This is a genomic window from Dokdonella sp., from assembly GCF_039926425.1.
In the GTDB taxonomy this organism is placed as follows: Bacteria; Pseudomonadota; Gammaproteobacteria; order Xanthomonadales; family Rhodanobacteraceae; genus Dokdonella_A.
The window spans coordinates 12,891-30,667 of the sequence record NZ_JBDSWZ010000222.1 but is presented as its reverse complement, the minus strand read 5'-3'; the positions used below and the strand labels follow the sequence as shown (position 1 = coordinate 30,667).

14 protein-coding genes and 1 pseudogene are annotated in these 17,777 nt (G+C 65.2%); 4 read left to right on the top strand and 11 right to left on the bottom strand.

Annotation, left to right across the window (positions count from 1 at the left end):
* From ABIV12_RS12865 to ABIV12_RS12855, 3 genes and pseudogenes are all read left to right on the top strand, one after another.
* A pseudogene (locus ABIV12_RS12865) lies at window positions 1-232 on the top strand (DNA helicase II); the annotation flags it as partial.
* Between the two features lie 298 nt (window positions 233-530).
* Window positions 531-1,076: a hypothetical protein gene (locus ABIV12_RS12860; RefSeq protein ID WP_348059892.1), complete on the top strand. Its 546-nt coding sequence runs from the start codon at window positions 531-533 to the stop codon at window positions 1,074-1,076.
* A gap of 141 nt (window positions 1,077-1,217) precedes the next feature.
* Window positions 1,218-4,109, top strand: a complete 2,892-nt coding sequence (locus ABIV12_RS12855; protein ID WP_348059890.1) for a lamin tail domain-containing protein — start codon at window positions 1,218-1,220, stop codon at window positions 4,107-4,109.
* A gap of 46 nt (window positions 4,110-4,155) precedes the next feature.
* Here ABIV12_RS12855 and ABIV12_RS12850 read toward each other — a convergent pair whose 3' ends face one another.
* Window positions 4,156-4,743, bottom strand: a complete 588-nt coding sequence (locus ABIV12_RS12850; RefSeq protein WP_348059888.1) for an ECF-type sigma factor — start codon at window positions 4,741-4,743, stop codon at window positions 4,156-4,158.
* A 2-nt stretch (window positions 4,744-4,745) separates the two neighbouring features.
* Entirely contained in the window at window positions 4,746-6,716 is a 1,971-nt protein-coding gene (locus ABIV12_RS12845) for a protein kinase (protein WP_348059886.1), read from the bottom strand.
* 257 nt (window positions 6,717-6,973) lie between these two features.
* On the opposite strand from ABIV12_RS12845, the gene ABIV12_RS12840 reads away from it, so the two are divergent.
* Window positions 6,974-8,407 carry a hypothetical protein gene (locus tag ABIV12_RS12840; protein ID WP_348059884.1) on the top strand — a complete coding sequence of 478 codons (1,434 nt, stop codon included), beginning with the start codon at window positions 6,974-6,976 and terminating at the stop codon, window positions 8,405-8,407.
* A gap of 69 nt (window positions 8,408-8,476) precedes the next feature.
* Here ABIV12_RS12840 and ABIV12_RS12835 read toward each other — a convergent pair whose 3' ends face one another.
* The 9 genes from ABIV12_RS12835 to ABIV12_RS12795 form a co-directional block, all read right to left on the bottom strand.
* The gene (locus ABIV12_RS12835; RefSeq protein WP_348059882.1) at window positions 8,477-8,872 is read right to left on the bottom strand and encodes a plastocyanin/azurin family copper-binding protein; all 396 of its coding nucleotides are present in this window, start codon (window positions 8,870-8,872) and stop codon (window positions 8,477-8,479) included.
* A 145-nt stretch (window positions 8,873-9,017) separates the two neighbouring features.
* On the bottom strand, window positions 9,018-9,698 hold the full coding sequence (locus ABIV12_RS12830) for a c-type cytochrome (RefSeq protein ID WP_348059880.1): 681 nt from the start codon (window positions 9,696-9,698) through the stop codon (window positions 9,018-9,020).
* Between the two features lie 11 nt (window positions 9,699-9,709).
* A complete protein-coding gene (locus ABIV12_RS12825; protein WP_348059878.1) occupies window positions 9,710-12,274 on the bottom strand; it encodes an MtrB/PioB family outer membrane beta-barrel protein in 2,565 nt (854 codons plus the stop codon).
* A 19-nt stretch (window positions 12,275-12,293) separates the two neighbouring features.
* Entirely contained in the window at window positions 12,294-13,370 is a 1,077-nt protein-coding gene (locus ABIV12_RS12820; protein ID WP_348059876.1) for a DmsE family decaheme c-type cytochrome, read from the bottom strand.
* A 91-nt stretch (window positions 13,371-13,461) separates the two neighbouring features.
* Window positions 13,462-14,091: a lysophospholipid acyltransferase family protein gene (locus ABIV12_RS12815; protein WP_348059874.1), complete on the bottom strand. Its 630-nt coding sequence runs from the start codon at window positions 14,089-14,091 to the stop codon at window positions 13,462-13,464.
* Window positions 14,088-14,510 carry an alternative ribosome rescue aminoacyl-tRNA hydrolase ArfB gene (gene arfB / locus ABIV12_RS12810; protein ID WP_348059872.1) on the bottom strand — a complete coding sequence of 141 codons (423 nt, stop codon included), beginning with the start codon at window positions 14,508-14,510 and terminating at the stop codon, window positions 14,088-14,090. The genes ABIV12_RS12815 and arfB overlap by 4 nt, the downstream gene beginning before the upstream one ends.
* Before the next feature lie 79 nt (window positions 14,511-14,589).
* A complete protein-coding gene (locus tag ABIV12_RS12805) occupies window positions 14,590-15,309 on the bottom strand; it encodes a hypothetical protein (RefSeq protein WP_348059870.1) in 720 nt (239 codons plus the stop codon).
* A 19-nt stretch (window positions 15,310-15,328) separates the two neighbouring features.
* Window positions 15,329-17,005 carry a ubiquinone biosynthesis regulatory protein kinase UbiB gene (gene ubiB / locus ABIV12_RS12800; RefSeq protein WP_348059868.1) on the bottom strand — a complete coding sequence of 559 codons (1,677 nt, stop codon included), beginning with the start codon at window positions 17,003-17,005 and terminating at the stop codon, window positions 15,329-15,331.
* Window positions 17,002-17,658 carry an SCP2 sterol-binding domain-containing protein gene (locus ABIV12_RS12795; protein WP_348059866.1) on the bottom strand — a complete coding sequence of 219 codons (657 nt, stop codon included), beginning with the start codon at window positions 17,656-17,658 and terminating at the stop codon, window positions 17,002-17,004. The genes ubiB and ABIV12_RS12795 overlap by 4 nt, the downstream gene beginning before the upstream one ends.
* Window positions 17,659-17,777: the final 119 nt, after the last annotated feature.

Sequence of the window (17,777 nt, the reverse complement as noted above, 5' to 3'; positions counted from 1 at the left end):
GCGACCGCGCGTGCAGGTGAGTCGGCCGGCGTTCGCCGGCCGCTTCCACGATCCATCGCCAGCAACGGCTGCGCCGTTCAAGCTTGGCCAGCGCGTGCAGCACGCGAGTTTCGGCGAGGGCGTTGTGCTGGCGTACGAAGGCGCCGGTGCGCATACGCTGGTTGAAATCAATTTCGCCGACGCCGGACGCAAGCGCTTGGTGCTCGCGTATGCGAATCTTTCGTCGTTGTAGGGGAATGATGGCGATGCGTCGGCGCCATGCGAACGATCATCGACCTCTTGAACGGAAGCGTCCAAAAGTGAAACGCGGGTTCATTCTTCTCGCTGCAGGGACCTTGATGCTGGTTGCGATGTCGTCGCTCATCCTGCACGGGCAGCGGCGACGAATCCATCCGGAAACCGGTGTCACACAAACTGCATTGGCGCCGAGTGCGCCGATGGCCGTGCAGATAGAACCGCCTGCGATCACAACTGCGGTGGCGACTCGGACGCCACCGCCTGATGCTGGCGAGTCGAAGGTCACTTCGCCGATGGTCGTCCGTCCCGTCACGCCAAAGTTGATCGGACCCTCGCCGACACCCGCTCCCGATCTCGCGCGGGAAGAGCGCAACCGGGAAAAGGCGGTCGATCTCTTCGCCGGCAAGATGCTCAACCTCGAGGAGAAGTTCAGCGACGATCCAAATGCGGACGAGAATCCGCAAGCACGCGTGCTGCGCCAATTCCGCGACCGCGAGAAGGACGATGGTGCAGCGGAACTCGAACAGGCAGTTGGCGAGCACGTGCGTGAATGGATGGCCGCATTTCCTGCCGAAGTCGCGGACCGGCTCGTACTTGTATCGGTCGATTGTCGTGTCGAGGAATGCCAGATTCTGCTCGCCGAACTGTCGATCGAGATGGATCTCGACGGGTCAGCGCTCGGCTGGAAGGTGCTGCAGGGACTGGTCTCCGACGATTGGTGGCGGCAACGGTTCGACAGCGACCACCCCGAGTGGGCATTGACGCGTGATCCGACAACGACGTCGCTCGGGAATTCTTTGCTGACCATCTACGCAACGCGCCATCCGGCATCGCCATAGGAACGCCCTCTTCCGCGCCGCACGAAAGACCCAATTCCCTCTTTACCTCACGTGTAACGTGACGGTCATCTGCACTGTCAACACTCCGCTACCCTGGTCGCTGCCGACGCGCACCGCACCCCGATCAACCGGAGTTTCCCGATGACGTTTTCCCGCCGGCGCGTTTGCGCCTCGCTTGCTGCGTTATGTGTCTTCGCAGTGTCATCGGTGAACGCGCAGATGCGCATCACCGAATACATTTACGGCGGCGCCAACGGCGAGTTCGTCGAGTTCACCAATGTCGGCACTGCGCCAATCGACATGACCGGGTGGAGTTTCGACGACAGCAGCGAGACGGCGGGCAGCCAGGCGCTGGGTGCGTTCGGCGTCGTCGCGCCGGGCGAATCGGTGATCCTCAGCGAAGGGACTGCCGCGGATTTCCGCACCGCGTGGTCGCTGTGCGAAGCGGTGAAGGTGATCGGCGGCAATACCAACAACCTCGGTCGCGCCGACGAAATCAACCTGTACGACGCCAGCCAGCAGCGTGTCGACCGACTCACCTACGACGACCAGACCCTCGGCGGACCGCGTGCCAACGCGGTCAGCGCGTGGGTCGACGCGGCCGGACTCGGCAACAACATCATCACCGACTGGACGCTGTCGGTCGTTGCCGATGCGGAAGGATCGGTGGCATCGACCGGCGCCGATATCGCAAGTCCCGGCCGCAGCACGCGGGCGACCGTGCCCTTCGTCGCGTGCCCTGCAGCCGCGGGCGTCATGCGCATCACCGAATACATGTACGGCGGCGCAAACGGCGAGTTCGTCGAGTTCACCAACGTCGGCAATGCACCGGTCGACATGACCGGCTGGAGCTTCGATGACAACTCCGCCGTCGCCGGCAGCCAGGACCTCAGCGCGCTCGGCATCGTTGCGGCTGGCGAATCGGTCGTGCTCGCTGAAGAAACCGCGGACGCATTCCGCGCCGACTGGCATCTGTGCTCCGGCAGCCGGATCGTCGGCGGCAACACCAACAACCTCGGTCGCGCCGACGCGATCAATCTGTACGATGCAGATCAGCAACCCGTCGACCGTCTCGCCTACGACGACCAGACCCTCGGCGGACCGCGCGCGAACGCGGTCAGTGCGTGGGTGAACGCGGCCGGACTCGGCAACAACATCATCACCGACTGGACGCTCTCTGCCGTCGGCGACGGCGAAGGCTCATTCGCGTCGGTTGGCAACGACATCGGCAGTCCCGGAAAAAGCACGCGCGCGACGATCGCGTACGATCCGTGTGCCGGCGGGGAGGACAGCGTGACGGTCACCATCGACAGTGCCACCACCTCGCCGTATCTCGATCTCATCGCGACTGCCGGGGCGGTGAGCGGCGTGATCGGGGATCCGACCGATCCTGCGGCAACGAGCGGCATCGGCTTCGCGTTTGCGCTGTCTGCCGGCGGCGAAGTCCCCGTCCTCGACGTCACGGCGACCAGCAGCAATCCCGATGTCGTCGCGCCCGAAGGACTCGCGCTCGCTGGCAGCGGCGCCACGCGCCAGTTGACGATCGTGCCGCACGGCGTCGGCTATTCGACGATCACGATCGCCGCAGCGGGCGCGCAGGGCGTGAGCGGCAGCTATACGATCCACTACGCAGCGTCCGCAGCGCCCGCACACCCGGCTGACACGCGTTTTCACACCGGTGCGAGCGACGCATCCGCGACCGTGGCGCTCGACGCCGACACGATGCTTGTTGCCGACGACGAAACCAACGTGCTGCGCCTGTACGACCGCAATCACTCGGGCCTGCCGTTGAACGGGTTCGATTTCAGCGCCGAACTTGCGCTGACCGATCCGGACAACCCCGAACTCGATCTCGAGGCGTCGACACGTCTCGGCGACCGCGCGTTCTGGAGCACCTCGTACAGCAACTCGAAGAACTTCCACGTGCGCCCGAACCGGCATCGCGTATTCGCGACCAACATCAGCGGGAGCGGAGCGGATGCCGTACTCGACTACGCCGGGCGTTACGACTGGCTGCTGGAGGACATGGTCGCGTGGGACCACGCCAATGGCCACGGACTCGGTCCGGACGCACTCGGCTTCGCCGCAAGCAGCGCAGACGGCGTCGACTCGAAAACGCCGGCCGGATTCAACATCGAAGGCCTGTCGATTGCACCGGACGGCAGCACTGCCTACGTCGCATTCCGTGCCCCGCAGTTGCCGATCAGCGCCCGCACGCAGGCGTTGATCGTGCCTGTGCTCGACTTCGATGCGCTCGTCACGGGCGCAGCGCCCGGATCACTCGCGCAGGGCGCGGCACATTTCGGCGCGCCGATCTTCTTCGATCTCGGGGGACGCGGCATCCGCAGCCTCGATCGCAATGCGGCCGGACAATACCTGATCACTGCGGGACCGCCGGGGGACGCGACCGGCATCGCCCCAGCGGATTTCCGCCTTTTCGCATGGACCGGTCGGCCGATCGACGCCCCATTCGATCTCGGCGTCGATCTGACGTCGATCGACATCGCCGCCGGCAGTTTCGAATCGATCGCGGACGTGCCGCCGCAGATGGGCGCCGCAAGCGTGCTGCAGTTCCTTTTCGACAATGGCGACAGCGTCTTCTACGGCGACGGCATTGCGGCAAAGGATCTCGCGGAGCCGCGGTTCAAGAAAGCGGCGAGCCTGCGTGTGACCGTCGATGTCGCGTTCCCCGCCACCACGCTCGTGGCATTGAAGGGAACTCCCCAGTCGGCATCTGCCGGCAGCGCATTCGCCGTTCCACTCAGCGTGCGCGTGACCGATCTCTACGGCAACGGAATCGCCAATGTGCAGGTTGTTTTCAGCGCACCGTCGAGCGGCCCAGGCGCGCTCCTCTCTTCGACCACGGTGATGACGGACGCATCAGGCAGCGCCAGCGTCGACGCGACGGCCAACTCGCAAGCAGGAAGTTACACAGTGGCCGCGCTCGCGAACGGGGTCGCGGCAGCGGTGGGGTTTTCGCTGACCAACGTCGACGACCCGAACGACCTGATCTTTGCTGACGGCTTCGATTAGCCATCCGGGGCGCAACTGCGGCGACCGGAAGGCCGCCGCCCGAGGTTCAGTGCGCGCGTCGTGCCGCGTTCATGGTCTGTCCGAGCCACGCGCGCGCCGCGTTCCAGTCGCGACGCACGGTGCGTACCGGAAGATTCAGCGCCAGCGCGGTCTCATCATCGCCAAGGCCACCGAAGTAGCGGCACTCGAACACCTGCGCCTGACGCGGCTGGTGCGCGGTGAGCGAACGCAGCGCATCGTCGATCCCGGCCAGATGTTCAAACTTGCGTTCGTCCACCGGGTCGATCGGTGCCGAATCTTCGATGTGTGCAGCGGACAAGCGTTCACGTGCGTGGTCGACCAGCACCTGTCGCAGAATGCGCACCGCCAGCGGCAGCAGATGATCGGTGCCGTGCGGTGTTGCAACCGCGCGTGACAGTCGCCGACTGCATTCGTGCAACAGCGATGCGGGTTTGGTCGTGCTGTCGTTGGCGCGGTCGTCGAAACCGTGCGGCGTCATTTCCGGATAGACCAGATCGACGAGCCGGTTCCAGGCCATCGGGTCACCGGCGCCCGCCGCGTGGAGCAATCGCGTGACGTGGCCGGGCTCGGCGGAGGTGACATTGCGGGTGAGGTCAGCGCGGATGGCATTCATGATCAACCCCGGTTGCCGCGCGAACGGAATTCGGCGAGCTGGCTGTCGACGTTGTCGAGCATCGGCTCGATCGCCTCGCGCGCCTTCTCGGCCGCGTTGAGGCTGGTGAAGTTCACCTGCTCCGCGCCGCTGCGCCACATCACGCTGCCGTCGGATACCCGATACGCGCGCACACCCAGCTGCACGGTGTAGAGCGTGGAGCTCTGCCCGTAGTAATTCATTTGCTGGGTGCCGACCGGTCGCGCCTGCACGAAGACCACCGCGTCGGCCTTGCCGGCCATCGCCCGGAGGTTCGGCGTGTCGCCGTGCGAGCGGCTGCCTTCGATCACGCGGAACCCACGGCTCCTGAGCAGGTTGACCAGCGCGTCTTCCGCCGGTGCGGAGATCACGTCATCGCCCGAAGCCATGACCGCAATCGTCGGCACGCGCGGCTTCGGCGGAATCGCCGGAGCGACCGGCGTCACTTTCGCAATGCGCACATCGGGCGCCGATTCGACTTCGTGCTCGGCGGCCTGCGCGGCGGGCAGGTCATGCAGCGCCTGCATGCCCGCCTGCGACGCACGCGCGGCGGGAGCGTCCGCGCCATCATTCGACATCGCATTGACAGATGGATCCGACGGCGGAGTCGACGCATCGGCGACCGTCACCGGTAGCGCCGGCCTGTCGGCGGTCGGCGCGACTGATGGCGGAACCGCAGGTGCAGCCGGCGTGCTCGCAGCGATCGACGCCGCGATGCTGTCGGCCGCAGACGGTGTGTTCGACGATGTGGCGTTGGCGGGTGTGTCGGTCGTGGTCGAGGTGGTGACCGCGGACGACGTGCCGAACAGCGACGCCAGCGCCGGAACGTTCGCGCGATACGCATATGCGGTGCCGCCGATACCCAACAGCAGTACCGCGGCGATGGCCCATGGCAACGCGGAGCTTCGCCCAGGCGAACCCGTGTCGTTGCGAGCGAGGACCGACCGATGCGCTGAAACCGGTGGCGGCAGCGGCTGATCGGACGCGGTGATCCGCGTGTTCGCCACTGCAGCTTCGCGGCGGATCGGCGACGGCGTCTGCGGCAGAGACGACTGGCCGGACACCGGTGTCTTCATGCCGATCATCGTCGCTGCGGCCGGGGAGAGCTTGGTCTGCGCGGTGATCGGTCCTCCCTTGAACACCAGCGGATGCTGCACGAGGTCGCTCACGAGTTCGTGGCAGTTCTGGTAGCGATCGGCGGGTTCCTTGGCGATCATCTTCTTGAGGACTTCGGCGATCTTGCCGTCGACATCCGCGTTGAGCTGGCGCACGTCCGGAATGTCCGCCTTGACCACTTCGAGCATCAGCCCGAGTGGCGATTCGTCGTTGAACGGCATCTTGCCGGTCAGCATCTCGAACAGCACGATGCCGAGCGAGAAGATGTCCGAGCGCTGGTCGACCGGCTTGCCGAGGCAGACTTCGGGCGAAAGATAGCCGGGCGTACCGACGAACTCGCCGGTGGTCGTGAGTTTCTTCGACAGGTCCTGGTTCGACAGCGCGATACCGAAGTCGGCGATCTTCACCGTGCCGCGGCTGGAGATCATCAGGTTGCCGGGCTTGATGTCGCGATGGACGACGCCGCGATCGTGCGCGGTCGAGAGGCCGAGTGCGGTCTGGTGGATCACCTTGGCCGACTGCTCGACAGTGAGCTTGTGGTCGCGCTTGAGCATCGAGCCGAGCGATTCGCCCTCGACGAACTCCATCACGAAGTAGGTCTGGCCCTCGTCCTCGCCGATGAAGTAGATCTGGATGATATGCGGATCATTGAGCGCGGCCATGCTGCGTGCTTCACGCAGGAAGCGCTCCTTGATGCCTTCGTCGTGGGCGAGCGAGTCGGCCAGCACCTTGATCGCGACGTAGCGATTGAGTGAGCCCTCGTATCCCTTGTAGACCACACCCATGCCGCCGCGGCCGAGTTCGGCAACGATGTCGTAATGGCCCAAGCGCGTTCTCATGACCGTACCCCTTGGAGCGGATGCCCCTTGACTGGATGGAATCGTACACCTGCCACCAACCCGCGTTCCCGGACCTCCTTTGCGGACGTACCCGTGCGCCGGTCGCAGACCCAGTGTGACGCAATCGTCATTTCGTCGCGATTGAGCGCGCCACAGACGCCGCCTACACTTGCCAATTCTCCTTGTGCCGCGCCCACGATGCCGATCACCGACGTTTCCGCTGCGCCCATCGACAGTCCGGCCGCAGCGCGGCGGCAATGCTGAACCTGACGCCGAAAACTGCGGCGTCACGCGGCGTCCTTGCGCTCCTCATCGTGCTGTGGCTGGTCGGCACGCTGCGCGCCTTCGCCCTGTGGGCACACGACCCGCTGTATGCCTATGCGAACAGCTACGACCAGGTGCGCTACACCAACTGCTTCCACTTCTATCCGGATCGTCCGTCGTCGATTCCGCCGGAGGAAAACAGTCCCAACGCGCCGTACTCGATCTATCGTTTCATCGAGAACGCCAATCCGATGTGCTACTGGTCGACCGAGCTCGCGTTCGGCGGCACCACCGCGCTGATCTGGAAGCTCGGCGAACTCGCTGGCGGCGACGATCGGCACGACGTGCGCGTGGCCGGCGCGCTGCGCTGGCTCGCGCTGCTCGGCGTCTCGATCGGCCTGTCGTTCGCGTGGCTTCGCCGCGGCGATCCGCGGGCGGCGGTCGCGAACGCGGCCCTGGTTCCGCTGCTGTTCGCCGATCCCGGAAACACGCTGTACCTCAATACGTTCTACGCGGAATGGACCGCGCTGCTCGGCGCCTATGCACTGCTGGGCACCTGCCTCCTGTGGCGCGGCGAACGGGTGACTCGCCTTCGGCTCGCGCTGATCGCGGCGCTCGCGTTTGCACTGGCGCTGTCGAAGATCCAGCACCTGGTGTTGCCGCTGTGCCTCGTCATCGTGGTGATCGTGCTGGAACGCATCGCGCACCGGCGATTCGGCTGGCGCGGACTTGCGATGGCGCTCGGCGCGCTGGCCGGCCTGTGCGTGCAGGGTATCCAGCTCGGACGCGACAGCGGGATGATGGAATCGATCCACGAATACAACAGTGCCGACGTCGTGTTCACAGCGCTGCTGCCGTTTGTTGACGATCGTGCCGCGCTGCTCGAAGAACTCGGTATCGATCCGGCGTGCGCGGTCTACAGCGGACTGCATGCATGGGAACTGCCGGACTTGCCCGAACGCGTGTGCAAGGGACTCGACTCGTTCTCGCGCGGCAAGGAACTGTCGGCAATGCTGCGCCATCCCGGCATGACCCTGCGGCTCGCCGGCCATGGCGTACTCGGTCTCGATCCGTGGATCGCAAAGAACCTCGGTGAAGTCGAAGGGCGGTCGGTGGAGACCATTCCTGGGTCGGTGCCGGGCATCGGGCCGACCTTGCACGCATTCCCGTGGATCCAGTGCGCGATCCTCGCATCGCCCCTGCTCGGATGGCTGGTGTTGCTCGTTCGCCCGGGTCTCCGCGACGGCGGGCGCGCGCTCGATTTCGCAAGCCTCGTCGTCGCGCTGATGCTTGCGACGCTCGCCATCACGGTGCTCGGAGACGGCTTGGCCGACACCGCGAAACAGGGCCACCTGGTGGTGAATGCCGCGCTGGCATGGCTGATCGTTTCGATCGTGATGCGCTTGCCCCGACGCCGGCACGCCTGACCGGCGCAATGCCTGCGCCTGTCCGCACGCGTCCGGCGATCAGCCTGCGACGCGTGCGGAACCGATGCCTCAGTCGACTTCGAACGACTGCACGTCGACCGGATTGGTGATGTGGATCACGCCGGACATGATCGCCGCGCCATGGACCTGGCAATAGAACGGGATGTCCTTGTGCGCGGCGCTGGCGGGAACGGTTACGACAGCGGTCCAGCTGGCGTTGCTGCCGTTGTTGTCGGTGGTGCAGTTGACCGCGCACTTGAAGGTCATCGCGGCGTCGTCGGACTGCACGTTGTGAAAGCCGCCTGCGTCGTTGATGAACGTGATCGTGTCTCCCACCAGCACGTTGTCGACACTGTTGGGTGTAAAGGCGGTGCCCGACGTGAGGTGGACGTCGTGGTTGGCCGCCATCGCGTGGCCCATGCAGAGCGACAGTGCAACGGCGGACAGGGCGATTCTGGCATTCATGGCATTCTCCGGATTGAACATTCAGGTACGGGCCGTTCCTGTTCAAGGGAGCGGTCCCGATCGTGTCCCCGATATCGATCGGGTGACGGGGCGATGCGTTGGCGACGCGGCGATCGGCGCCGACCGGCTTCGGGTAGTGCGGCTTTCAGCGCGTGGGCGACTCCAGCCACGCGGCGAGGGCTGTGATCGATGCGTCGTCGAGCGTCTGCGCGATCGGCGTCATGATGCGATCGTTGCTCGACAGCGTGTGCTTGCCGTTCTGAAAATCCTTCAGCCGCTGCGCGAGATACGCCGCATGCTGCCCGCGCAGCACCGGATACGCGCGCCAGTGCGCGTCGCCTTGCGCAAGCGGATGACCTTCCGCGTTGCGGCCGTGACAGCCCTGGCAGGGAGGAATGCCGGCACTGGCATCGCCTTCGCCATAGAGCTGGCTGCCGCGCACCGACGACGTCGTGCCCTGCGTCGGTATCGCCGCCGGCAATGACGAAAAATACACGGCGAGATCGCGCATCGCGGCGTCGTCGAGATGTGCGACCTGCGCCGTCATCGGCGATTCGGGGCGCGCCTCGCGCTTCAACTCCATCAGTTGCCAGTAGAGGTATTCCGCATGCTGGCCGGCGAGGTTCGGAAACGTCGGAACCGGCGAAACGCCGACGGGTCCGTGGCAACCCATGCACACGGCCGCTTTCGTTTTTCCCGCGTCCACATCGCCGTGGATCGCCTCGATGCCACGCAGGTCGAGCAGGTCGGACGCGCCGACAGGCAGCCACGCGATCACGAGGAGCATTGCCAGCAGGGCGGAGCGGGGATGGCGGTGGGCGATCATGTTCGATCCCGTCACAGGCGAATAGTGACCAGCAAACCGATCAGGTTCGCGTCGTAGCTTTCCGGGCCGCCGTCGGTGTAGACGCGGTGGTCGAACACGCGGGTGGCGTCGAATCCGAGGTAGTGCCAGTCGCTGATGTGGCCGCGTTCGTAGATGTCGAAGAGGCGCAGCGAGATGCGTTCCATCAACGGCACCGTGATGCCGAGGTTCAACGTGTTGACGCGATAGATCATCGAAGGAAATGCGCCACCGCCCGCGCCGGTGACGCCGGGATCGGGGTACGCCGGCGCGAGCGACGATGCGTACGTGTAGGCGGTCGTTCCTCGCGAATACAGCATGTTCCAGTTGGCATCGACGCGCACGCGCCCGATGTCGTGCGCCAGTGTTGCGCCGGCATTGTGGTTGCGTTGGCGATCGTCAGCCCACCAGCGACCGAGCTCCGGATACGTCGAGCCGCCGAGTGACGGGTCCGAGCCGCTTGCATTGAGTTCGTTGACGTTGGCGAGTCGCAGGCCCGAGCGGTCGTAGCCGTAATAGAGGCTTGCGTTCGTCCTCGTGGACGGCTGCCACTCCCACTGCAGCGTCATCCCGAGCGTGTTGTACGCCTGACGCCCGAGTTCCGCGTCGTAATCGTTCCAGTCGCCGCGAACCGATGCGCTGATCGTCATGTCGTCGCGCGGTTGCACGGTCGCCATCAGGTTGATCTTGCGCTCATCGCGGCTGGCGAGATCGTATTTGCGCAGGGCGTCGACCGTGTGCGCCGGTACACCGCCGGAAGGCGGCACGAAGCCGGGCAGCCCGATCGAATAGGTGAACCCGTAGGGATCGTCGTTGTAGCGATCGCCTGTCTGCTTCAGGACCGTCGCGTTGGCGCGGAAGGTGAGCCAGTCGAGCGAGCGATTGACCCAGGTGACCTTGACGCTGTTGTCGTCAGCGTTGCCGCGCTCGCGGTTCGTCGGCGCGTATCGGTTGAACGTGTAGGTGGCGCCGAGCGTATCGTGTGCGCCGATTTTCCAGTCCGCGCCGACGGATGCTTCCTCGGTCTGCATGTCGAGCGGCAGGCTCGATACGCGGGTGATTGCCGACGCGCCGGCGAGCGGATCGAAGATGCCCGATTCTCCCGGCACGACGCTGCCCTGCGCGCCGTTTTCGCTGACGTAACCGTACTGGCCGGTGAGCGGGTTGTACGCGAGATAGGTGTTGCGATAGTCCTCGCGGTTGAGGCGCACCCCGCCGCGCAAGGTCCAGTCGGACGTCGGTTGCAGCACGATGCGCGCATCGACCAGCGTGGTATCGATACGCATGTCGGAGGTCGGGCGCGACAGCGACGCGGTCGTGTTCCACTTCGAGCAGTCGTAGAGGAACGGATTCTGCGGGCCGAGCTCAAGGCTCCCATTGAGCCCGATGCCGAACACGCCCTGGCAATCGATCGGCGCGATCAGCGCATCGTTCTGGCTCATGCGGCCAGCCGATGCGGTCAACGACAGCTCGCCGTTGAGCGGCAGCTTTCGCGTGAAGGCGGCCTTGAGGTTGTGGTAGTCGTTGTCGGGTTCGGTCGCCATCTGCCCCGTGGTCAGCGGCGCCGACACCGCATCGGGCACCACCGGATAGAGCGCGAACGGCGTCTCGTAGGTGTAGCGCGTGTAGCGGTCGCGGTAGAACGAGCCGCTGTAGCCGAGGTCCATGCGCCACGTCGTGCCCGCATACCGGAGGCCGCCGTTGAGGTTGATCGTCGCGTCGTCGATCGGCTTCGTCGTTTCCAGCACGCCGCCATCGTCCGCGAACGGATAGTTGAAGAAGAACGGTCCGCCGTATGGCCGCGCGCCCTTGCGCTCCTCATCGGTCACGTTCGCATACCAGGTCCACTGCGGCGTCAGGTACATGCTGACGCCGACGCCCTGCTTTTCACGCCGCACAGACAGCCGGCGCTCGGGCGTTGCAGCAGACACCGCGGCGACATCCGCCGCGGTGCTGGCGCCAGCGACCAGTGAGCTCGGCAACGTCAGGCGATTGGTGCCGACGCCGTTCCAGATCGGTTTCGCGTTGTTCGAGAGGACATTGGGCATGTCGCGCAGGAACGCCTGGATCTTGTAGCTGCCGGCGCGGCCGAAGGTCGCCTGGTAGTACTCGTCGTCGTCACTGATGTGGCTGGCGCGGACGTTGGCATACGTGCCGTCGGCGGGTCGCTCCCATGTGTAATCGAGCAGGCCGAGGATCAGGCCGCTGTCCCAGTCGACGTAGCGGTTGAAGAGCGCGTTGCCGTCGTCGCCGCTGGTCCCGAGCGCGCCGATCTGCAACACGCCATAGCCTTGCCAGTCGCCGTGTTCGTCCGGTTGCGGCGACGGCGGTGGGCACGCATAGAGGTTTCCGGTCGGCGAACGGTGCTGGCCTTCGACCAGCCACGAAGTTCCGCGTTCGTCGCAGCCGAGCGCCGTCGCGCCGGCAGCAGGATCGAGTTTGTTGGCGCGCCAGGTATCCACCCCGACGCCACTATCGGCGCGCGCCGCAAACGCGGCTGCGATGCCGAGCACGAACGACGCGCTCGACAAAGAACGCACGGACGGATGGTGGCGCATCGTCGTTCTCCCGGCCGGCCTACTCGTGGAATTTCGGACCCGACGGCGCATTCGAGCCGTGGATGTTGGCGTGGCACGTGATGCAGCCGCGACCCATCAGTCGCTCGTCCGGATGCGCGCCGTTTCCCAAGGCCTGCGGTGTCTGCAGGTCGTTCGGATGGCGCAGGTTCGAATGGCACTGCTGGCACAGGAACGGGATTGGCGCGACCAGCAGCGTTGCCTGATTCGATCCGTGCGGCGTGTGGCAGTTGAGGCAGCTTTCGCGCACCGGCGCGTGCTCGAACAGGAACGGCCCGCGCTTTTCGGCGTGGCACTGGTAGCAGGTTTCGTTGACCGTGGCGGTCTTCAGCAGTGGACTGGTGATCGAACCGTGCGGGTTGTGGCAGTCGTCGCAGCTCATCTGCCCTTCGGGCAGCGGCATGTGCGAGCGCCGGTTGAACTCGAGGCGGACGTCCTTGTGGCATTGCGCGCAGGTGTCGTTGATCGACTGCTTCGCCATCAAGCCTTCCGCCGAGAACTTCGCCATCGGGTTGTGGCAATCGCTGCACGAAAGTCCATTGCGCTGGTGTACGGAGCCGCTCCAGTGATCGCGCGGCCCGCCTTCGTGACAACTGAGACAGGTTTTCACCTGCACCGGAATCGGCGTGCCGGAATTCTTCGTGTAGCCGATGATCAGACCCTTGGTCGTCGGACTCTGCGCATGCGCAGAACCGGCGCCGTGGCAGGTCTCGCAGACCGGGATCGACGCGTCGGCCTTGTTCGCTGCGTGCAGGCCAAGGGCATGGAACGTGTGCGTGAAGTGATCGCTTTCCAGCTGATGGCAGGCGATGCAGGTTTTCTCGCCGACCGCGGTCGCATCGGTCGCATTCGGATTGTGCGCGACGCTGGCGTTGGCAAAGCCGGGCGCGACGATCAGCGACGCGCTGGTTGCGCGCATGTCAGCGCCCGTCAGGTTGGTCGAGGGCAGCGAGGACGACAGCGTTTCACGCGATTGCTGCGCATCCGCAGCGCCCGCCGCCAACAGAGAGGCGCAGACCATGGCCGCGATTGCCCCGGTCCAGTGTTTCATCGCGTGCGTGCGCCATTGCTGTGGCATGAGCCAGACCCCGGTATCCATCGGCCGCATCGCGACCCCCTGAAGGCCAGCGACGGCGATGGGCTCACACTGTGCTGCAGCGCGGGGTGCGTCAATCGCGGCGTGGGTACTTTCCCTCAGCCAACCCACAGGCGTCGTGATGGCTGCCACGAAACTGTTGATAGAACGCCTGCAGCGCAGCGAGGTCGGCGGCCATGTCGTCGCCCGGCAGAAACAGCTGTCCGATCCCGATCGTTCTCGATGGATAGTCAAAGTACACCGGCAGGATCGGCACGCCGGCGTTTCGCGCGATGTGCCAGAAGCCGGTCTTCCACGGCAAACCGCGCCTGCGCGTTCCTTCTGGCGCAATGCCGAACCACAGTTCCGGTCGCTCACGGAAACACGCAACCGTCTGCTCGACCAGGCCGTCCGCGCCCGAGCGCTTGATCGGAATGGCACCCAGCCGATTCAATGCCCAGCCGAGTGGTCCGCGAAACAGTTCGCGCTTGGCGACGAACCTGATGTCGACGCCGATCGCAACCTTGAACAGCATCGCCCAGACACCGTCCCACCACGAGGTATGTGGTGCGGCGATCATGACCAGACGCGGTTCGTCCGGAAATCGGCCTGCAAGACGCCAGCCACACTGGCGCAGGATCCAGTGACACAACCGGCGACCGGCATTCGGGTGAAACTGTGGAACCGACGGCGGCAGAATAAACGCGCCGTCGGAGTTGGTCACTCCGCGCTCCAGTTTCCGCCGCGGTTGCGCTTGACGACGGCGCGGGTTTTCTTCGCGTCGATGCGCCGCTCCTTCGACGCACGCGTCGGTCGCGTCGCGATGCGCCGCTTCGGGACGAATTGCGCCGCAAGGATCACTTCAACCAGGCGCGCGCGCGCGTCTTCGCGATTCTTGCCCTGGTCGCGAAAGCGGTTTGCCTGGATCACCAGTACGCCAGCGTCGGTGAGGCGCCGGTCGCGACGTGCCAGAAGACGCGTCCGCACGGCTTCGGGCAGCGACGGCGACGACGCCACGTCGAAGCGCAGCTCGACGGCACTGGCGACCTTGTTGACGTTTTGCCCGCCCGGGCCGGCCGAACGCACGAAACGCTCGACCAGTTCGTCATCGGGGATCTGCAGGTTGGCGTCGATCTCGAGCATGCCCCCATTCTACGGGGATGCATGCCCGTACGTTGCCGGTGGGCGTTCAGGTGTCCCGTCGATCGATTCGGCGGAGGACTCAGGGCTGTTTGCCGGTGGCCAACAGGTTTCGAGCAATGTTTGCAACGTTGGTCGCGCTGTTCGCCAGTTCGTCCAGCTTTGCACTGGTCTGGCCACTGCGGGCGGACTGTTCCAACGTGGTGCGAAGGCGGCTCAGGTTGCCACTGCAGAATGTCGAGAAGCTCTTCAGACGCTTGTTCGCGCCTGGTGCCACTGCCTCTTGCTGGGCCTGCAGGCAGAGCGTTTCCGCCTCCTGGAGCTTCGCGCCCGCAACGCCCAGATCAAGCGAAGGGTCCGGTTGGCGCAAGGCCGCGGGCGGCGCCTGCGGTTTCATGAGAGCCGGCGGAATGGCACTTGCCTCGCCGATCGACGCCACCGCCTTCGCACCCTGCAAACCGATCGCATGCCGAACGGTTTTCGGCGCGCTCATGTCCGCGAACGAAAACTTGTCCGGGTTGCGCGCGGAATCCGCGATCCAGCCATCGAGGGTCGTCCTGCAGGTTTTCTTTCCATCCTCTCCCGCAAATCGCACGGCGAGTCCCTTCATGAGATCGGAATCTCCAGACCAAGCACGCAGGCAGTCGATCGCGCTCGAGTCGAGCGACGCGTTGACGCGCGCGACCGGCGAATGCTCGTTGCGCAGGAACGTGGTGAGCTGCGCATCGGTCGGTTCACGCACGTTCGTACAGGCGCTGATGCCGGCGACGCACGCGACGGCCACGGGGAAAAATCGGTTCATCGTTGACATCTCCTAGAGTTCAATCAGGTCGTGCGAGCGTCCGCCGAAGGGAGATCGCAAACGCACCGAATGCTCCGAGCAGGCAAACCAGCGACATTGTGATGACGCGGCGGTCGCTCTGCATCGATACGGCGATCCACGCGAGCGAGGCCGCCGCGACGGTCAGAAACACACCGAAGGTCAGCCACGCCGCCGCCCGTTGACCGTTGCGCACCTGCCGTTCGAGACGACTCAGATCGCGCGATGCGATGTTTAGTTCCAACCGCCCGCTGGTTGTCTGAACCAGGTATTCATGAATCAGCTGTGGCATGTCCGGTGCGATGGCCATCCATTCGGGCACACGTCGCCGCAACGATTTGAGCAGCGCACGCGGTCCGCGGCGCTGGCGCCAGATGCGTTCGAGGACCGGTTTGGCGGTGTCCCAGATGTCGATGCGGGGATGCAGCAGGCGGCCGACGCCTTCGATGTTGAGAAGCGTCTTCTGCATGAGGATCAATTGCGGCTGCAGCGTGAGTTCGTGCTGGCGCGCCATCTGGAACAGCTTGAGCACCACTTCGGCCAACGAGATCTCGCTCAATGGACGCGTGAAATAGGGTTCGCAGACCGTGCGAACCGCCGCTTCCAGTTCGTCCAGCCGCGCGTTCGGGGGCATCCAGCCTGCGCGCACGTGCAGCTCGGCGATGCGCGCGTAGTCCTGGTTGAACAACGCAAGGAAATTCTCGGCCAGCCAGTACTGGTCGCGCTCGGGCAGCGATCCCATGATGCCGAAGTCGAGCGCGATGAAGCGCGGATCCTGAGGATGCGCCGGATCGACCCAGATGTTGCCGGCATGCGCATCGGCATGAAAGAAATTGTCGCGAAACACCTGCGTGTAGAAGAGGCGCACGCCCTTCTCGGCGAGGGCGATCCGGTCGATGCCGGCCGCATCGAGTGCGGCGAGGTCGTCGACTGGAATGCCGCGCACGCGTTCGAGCACGAGAACGCCTTCGGTGGTGTGCGACCAGATCACCTCGGGAACGTAGAGGTCGGCGGAATCCTTGAAATTGCGCCGGAGCAAGGAGGCGTTCGCGCCCTCCCGCTGCAGGTCGAGCTCATGCAGCAAGGTGGATTCGATTTCCGCAACGACATCATGCGGTCGGATCTTGTCGGCATTCGGATGAAAGCGCTGCACCGAGTCGGCCAGCGCGCGCAGCAGCGCCACATCGCGGCCGATGCGATCGGCGATATCCGGGCGCAACACCTTGACCACGACCTCGCGACCGTCGTGCAGAGTCGCCGCATGCACCTGTGCGATCGACGCCGATGCGAGCGGACGATCGGCGAACGTGGCGAAGCGCTCGCTGATCGAAACACCGTAGGCCCGCTCGATTGCCGCCCGCGCGAGTTCGGCCGGAAACGGTGCGACCCGGTCCTGCAGTTGGGTCAGTGCATCGGCGACATCGGGCGGCATCAGGTCGCGGCGTGTCGACAGGATCTGCCCGAACTTCACGAAGATCGGACCGAGTTCAGTCAGCGCGAGCGCAAGGCGCTCTCCGCGTGGAAGTGCGGCAACGGCCGCGCGCGGGCGTGGAAGCACGACGCGACTCAACGCCAGGAGACGCGATCGATGGCGCGCATCGACCAGGTCGTCGAGTCGGTAGCGCACCAGAATTCCTGCGATTTTCAGCAGTCGCGGAATTTGCCCCAGCGAACTCATTTCGCCGCCGCCGAATGCGCCGCAGCGACGCGTCGCATGCGTGCTTCGACACGGTCGGCGTGTTCGCGCAACGCATCGACGTCGTCGAGGAACTGCTCGACCTCCGGCCTGGCGACCAGGTCGCGCCCCTCTTCAGTGAGAAACTCCGCGGTGTCCTGCGCCAGCGCGTGCGCCGATCGACGTGACCACGCGAGCGCCTGTCGAAAGCCGCGAGCGATCCGGAAACCGATCACGTCGCCGAACACGCGTGCGAACGCCTCGTCGAAATCGGGCGCAAAGCGCGTCGCGATCTGTTCCAGGCGGCGGGCGAGTTCCGCATCGCCGGAAATGTCGATACGGCCAGGCGTCATTGCCGCGCCGCGCGTCAGCGCCATCGAAAGAAAGCTACCCGGAGTCGCGGCCACCCGCAACGCACTGTCGCCTGCGAACGCTGGGCCGATGCCGAGCCTGCCGCCGTCGACACGAATGCGCATCGATGGCAGGGCGCCGCGGAAATCGATCGTAATGGCGCGACCTTCGAGCGCACCAAGCCGGTCGCGCGTGTCCGGATCGAGATCGACGAGACGATTGAGTGCCGCGCCGAGCGTCCGACCGAGGATCGAAAGAACCGGATTCGCGGTGCGCTGGACAGGGGTGGTAAGTGCGTCGGGCATAACAGTGGATTCTACCTTCCCGCAGCGGACCGCGCGGCAGCCTTAACGCCCCACTCAGCGTCGTGCGCATAGCGTGTCGTTCCTGTGCCTGCTTGCGTGGGCGCGTCGTATCGTCGAGG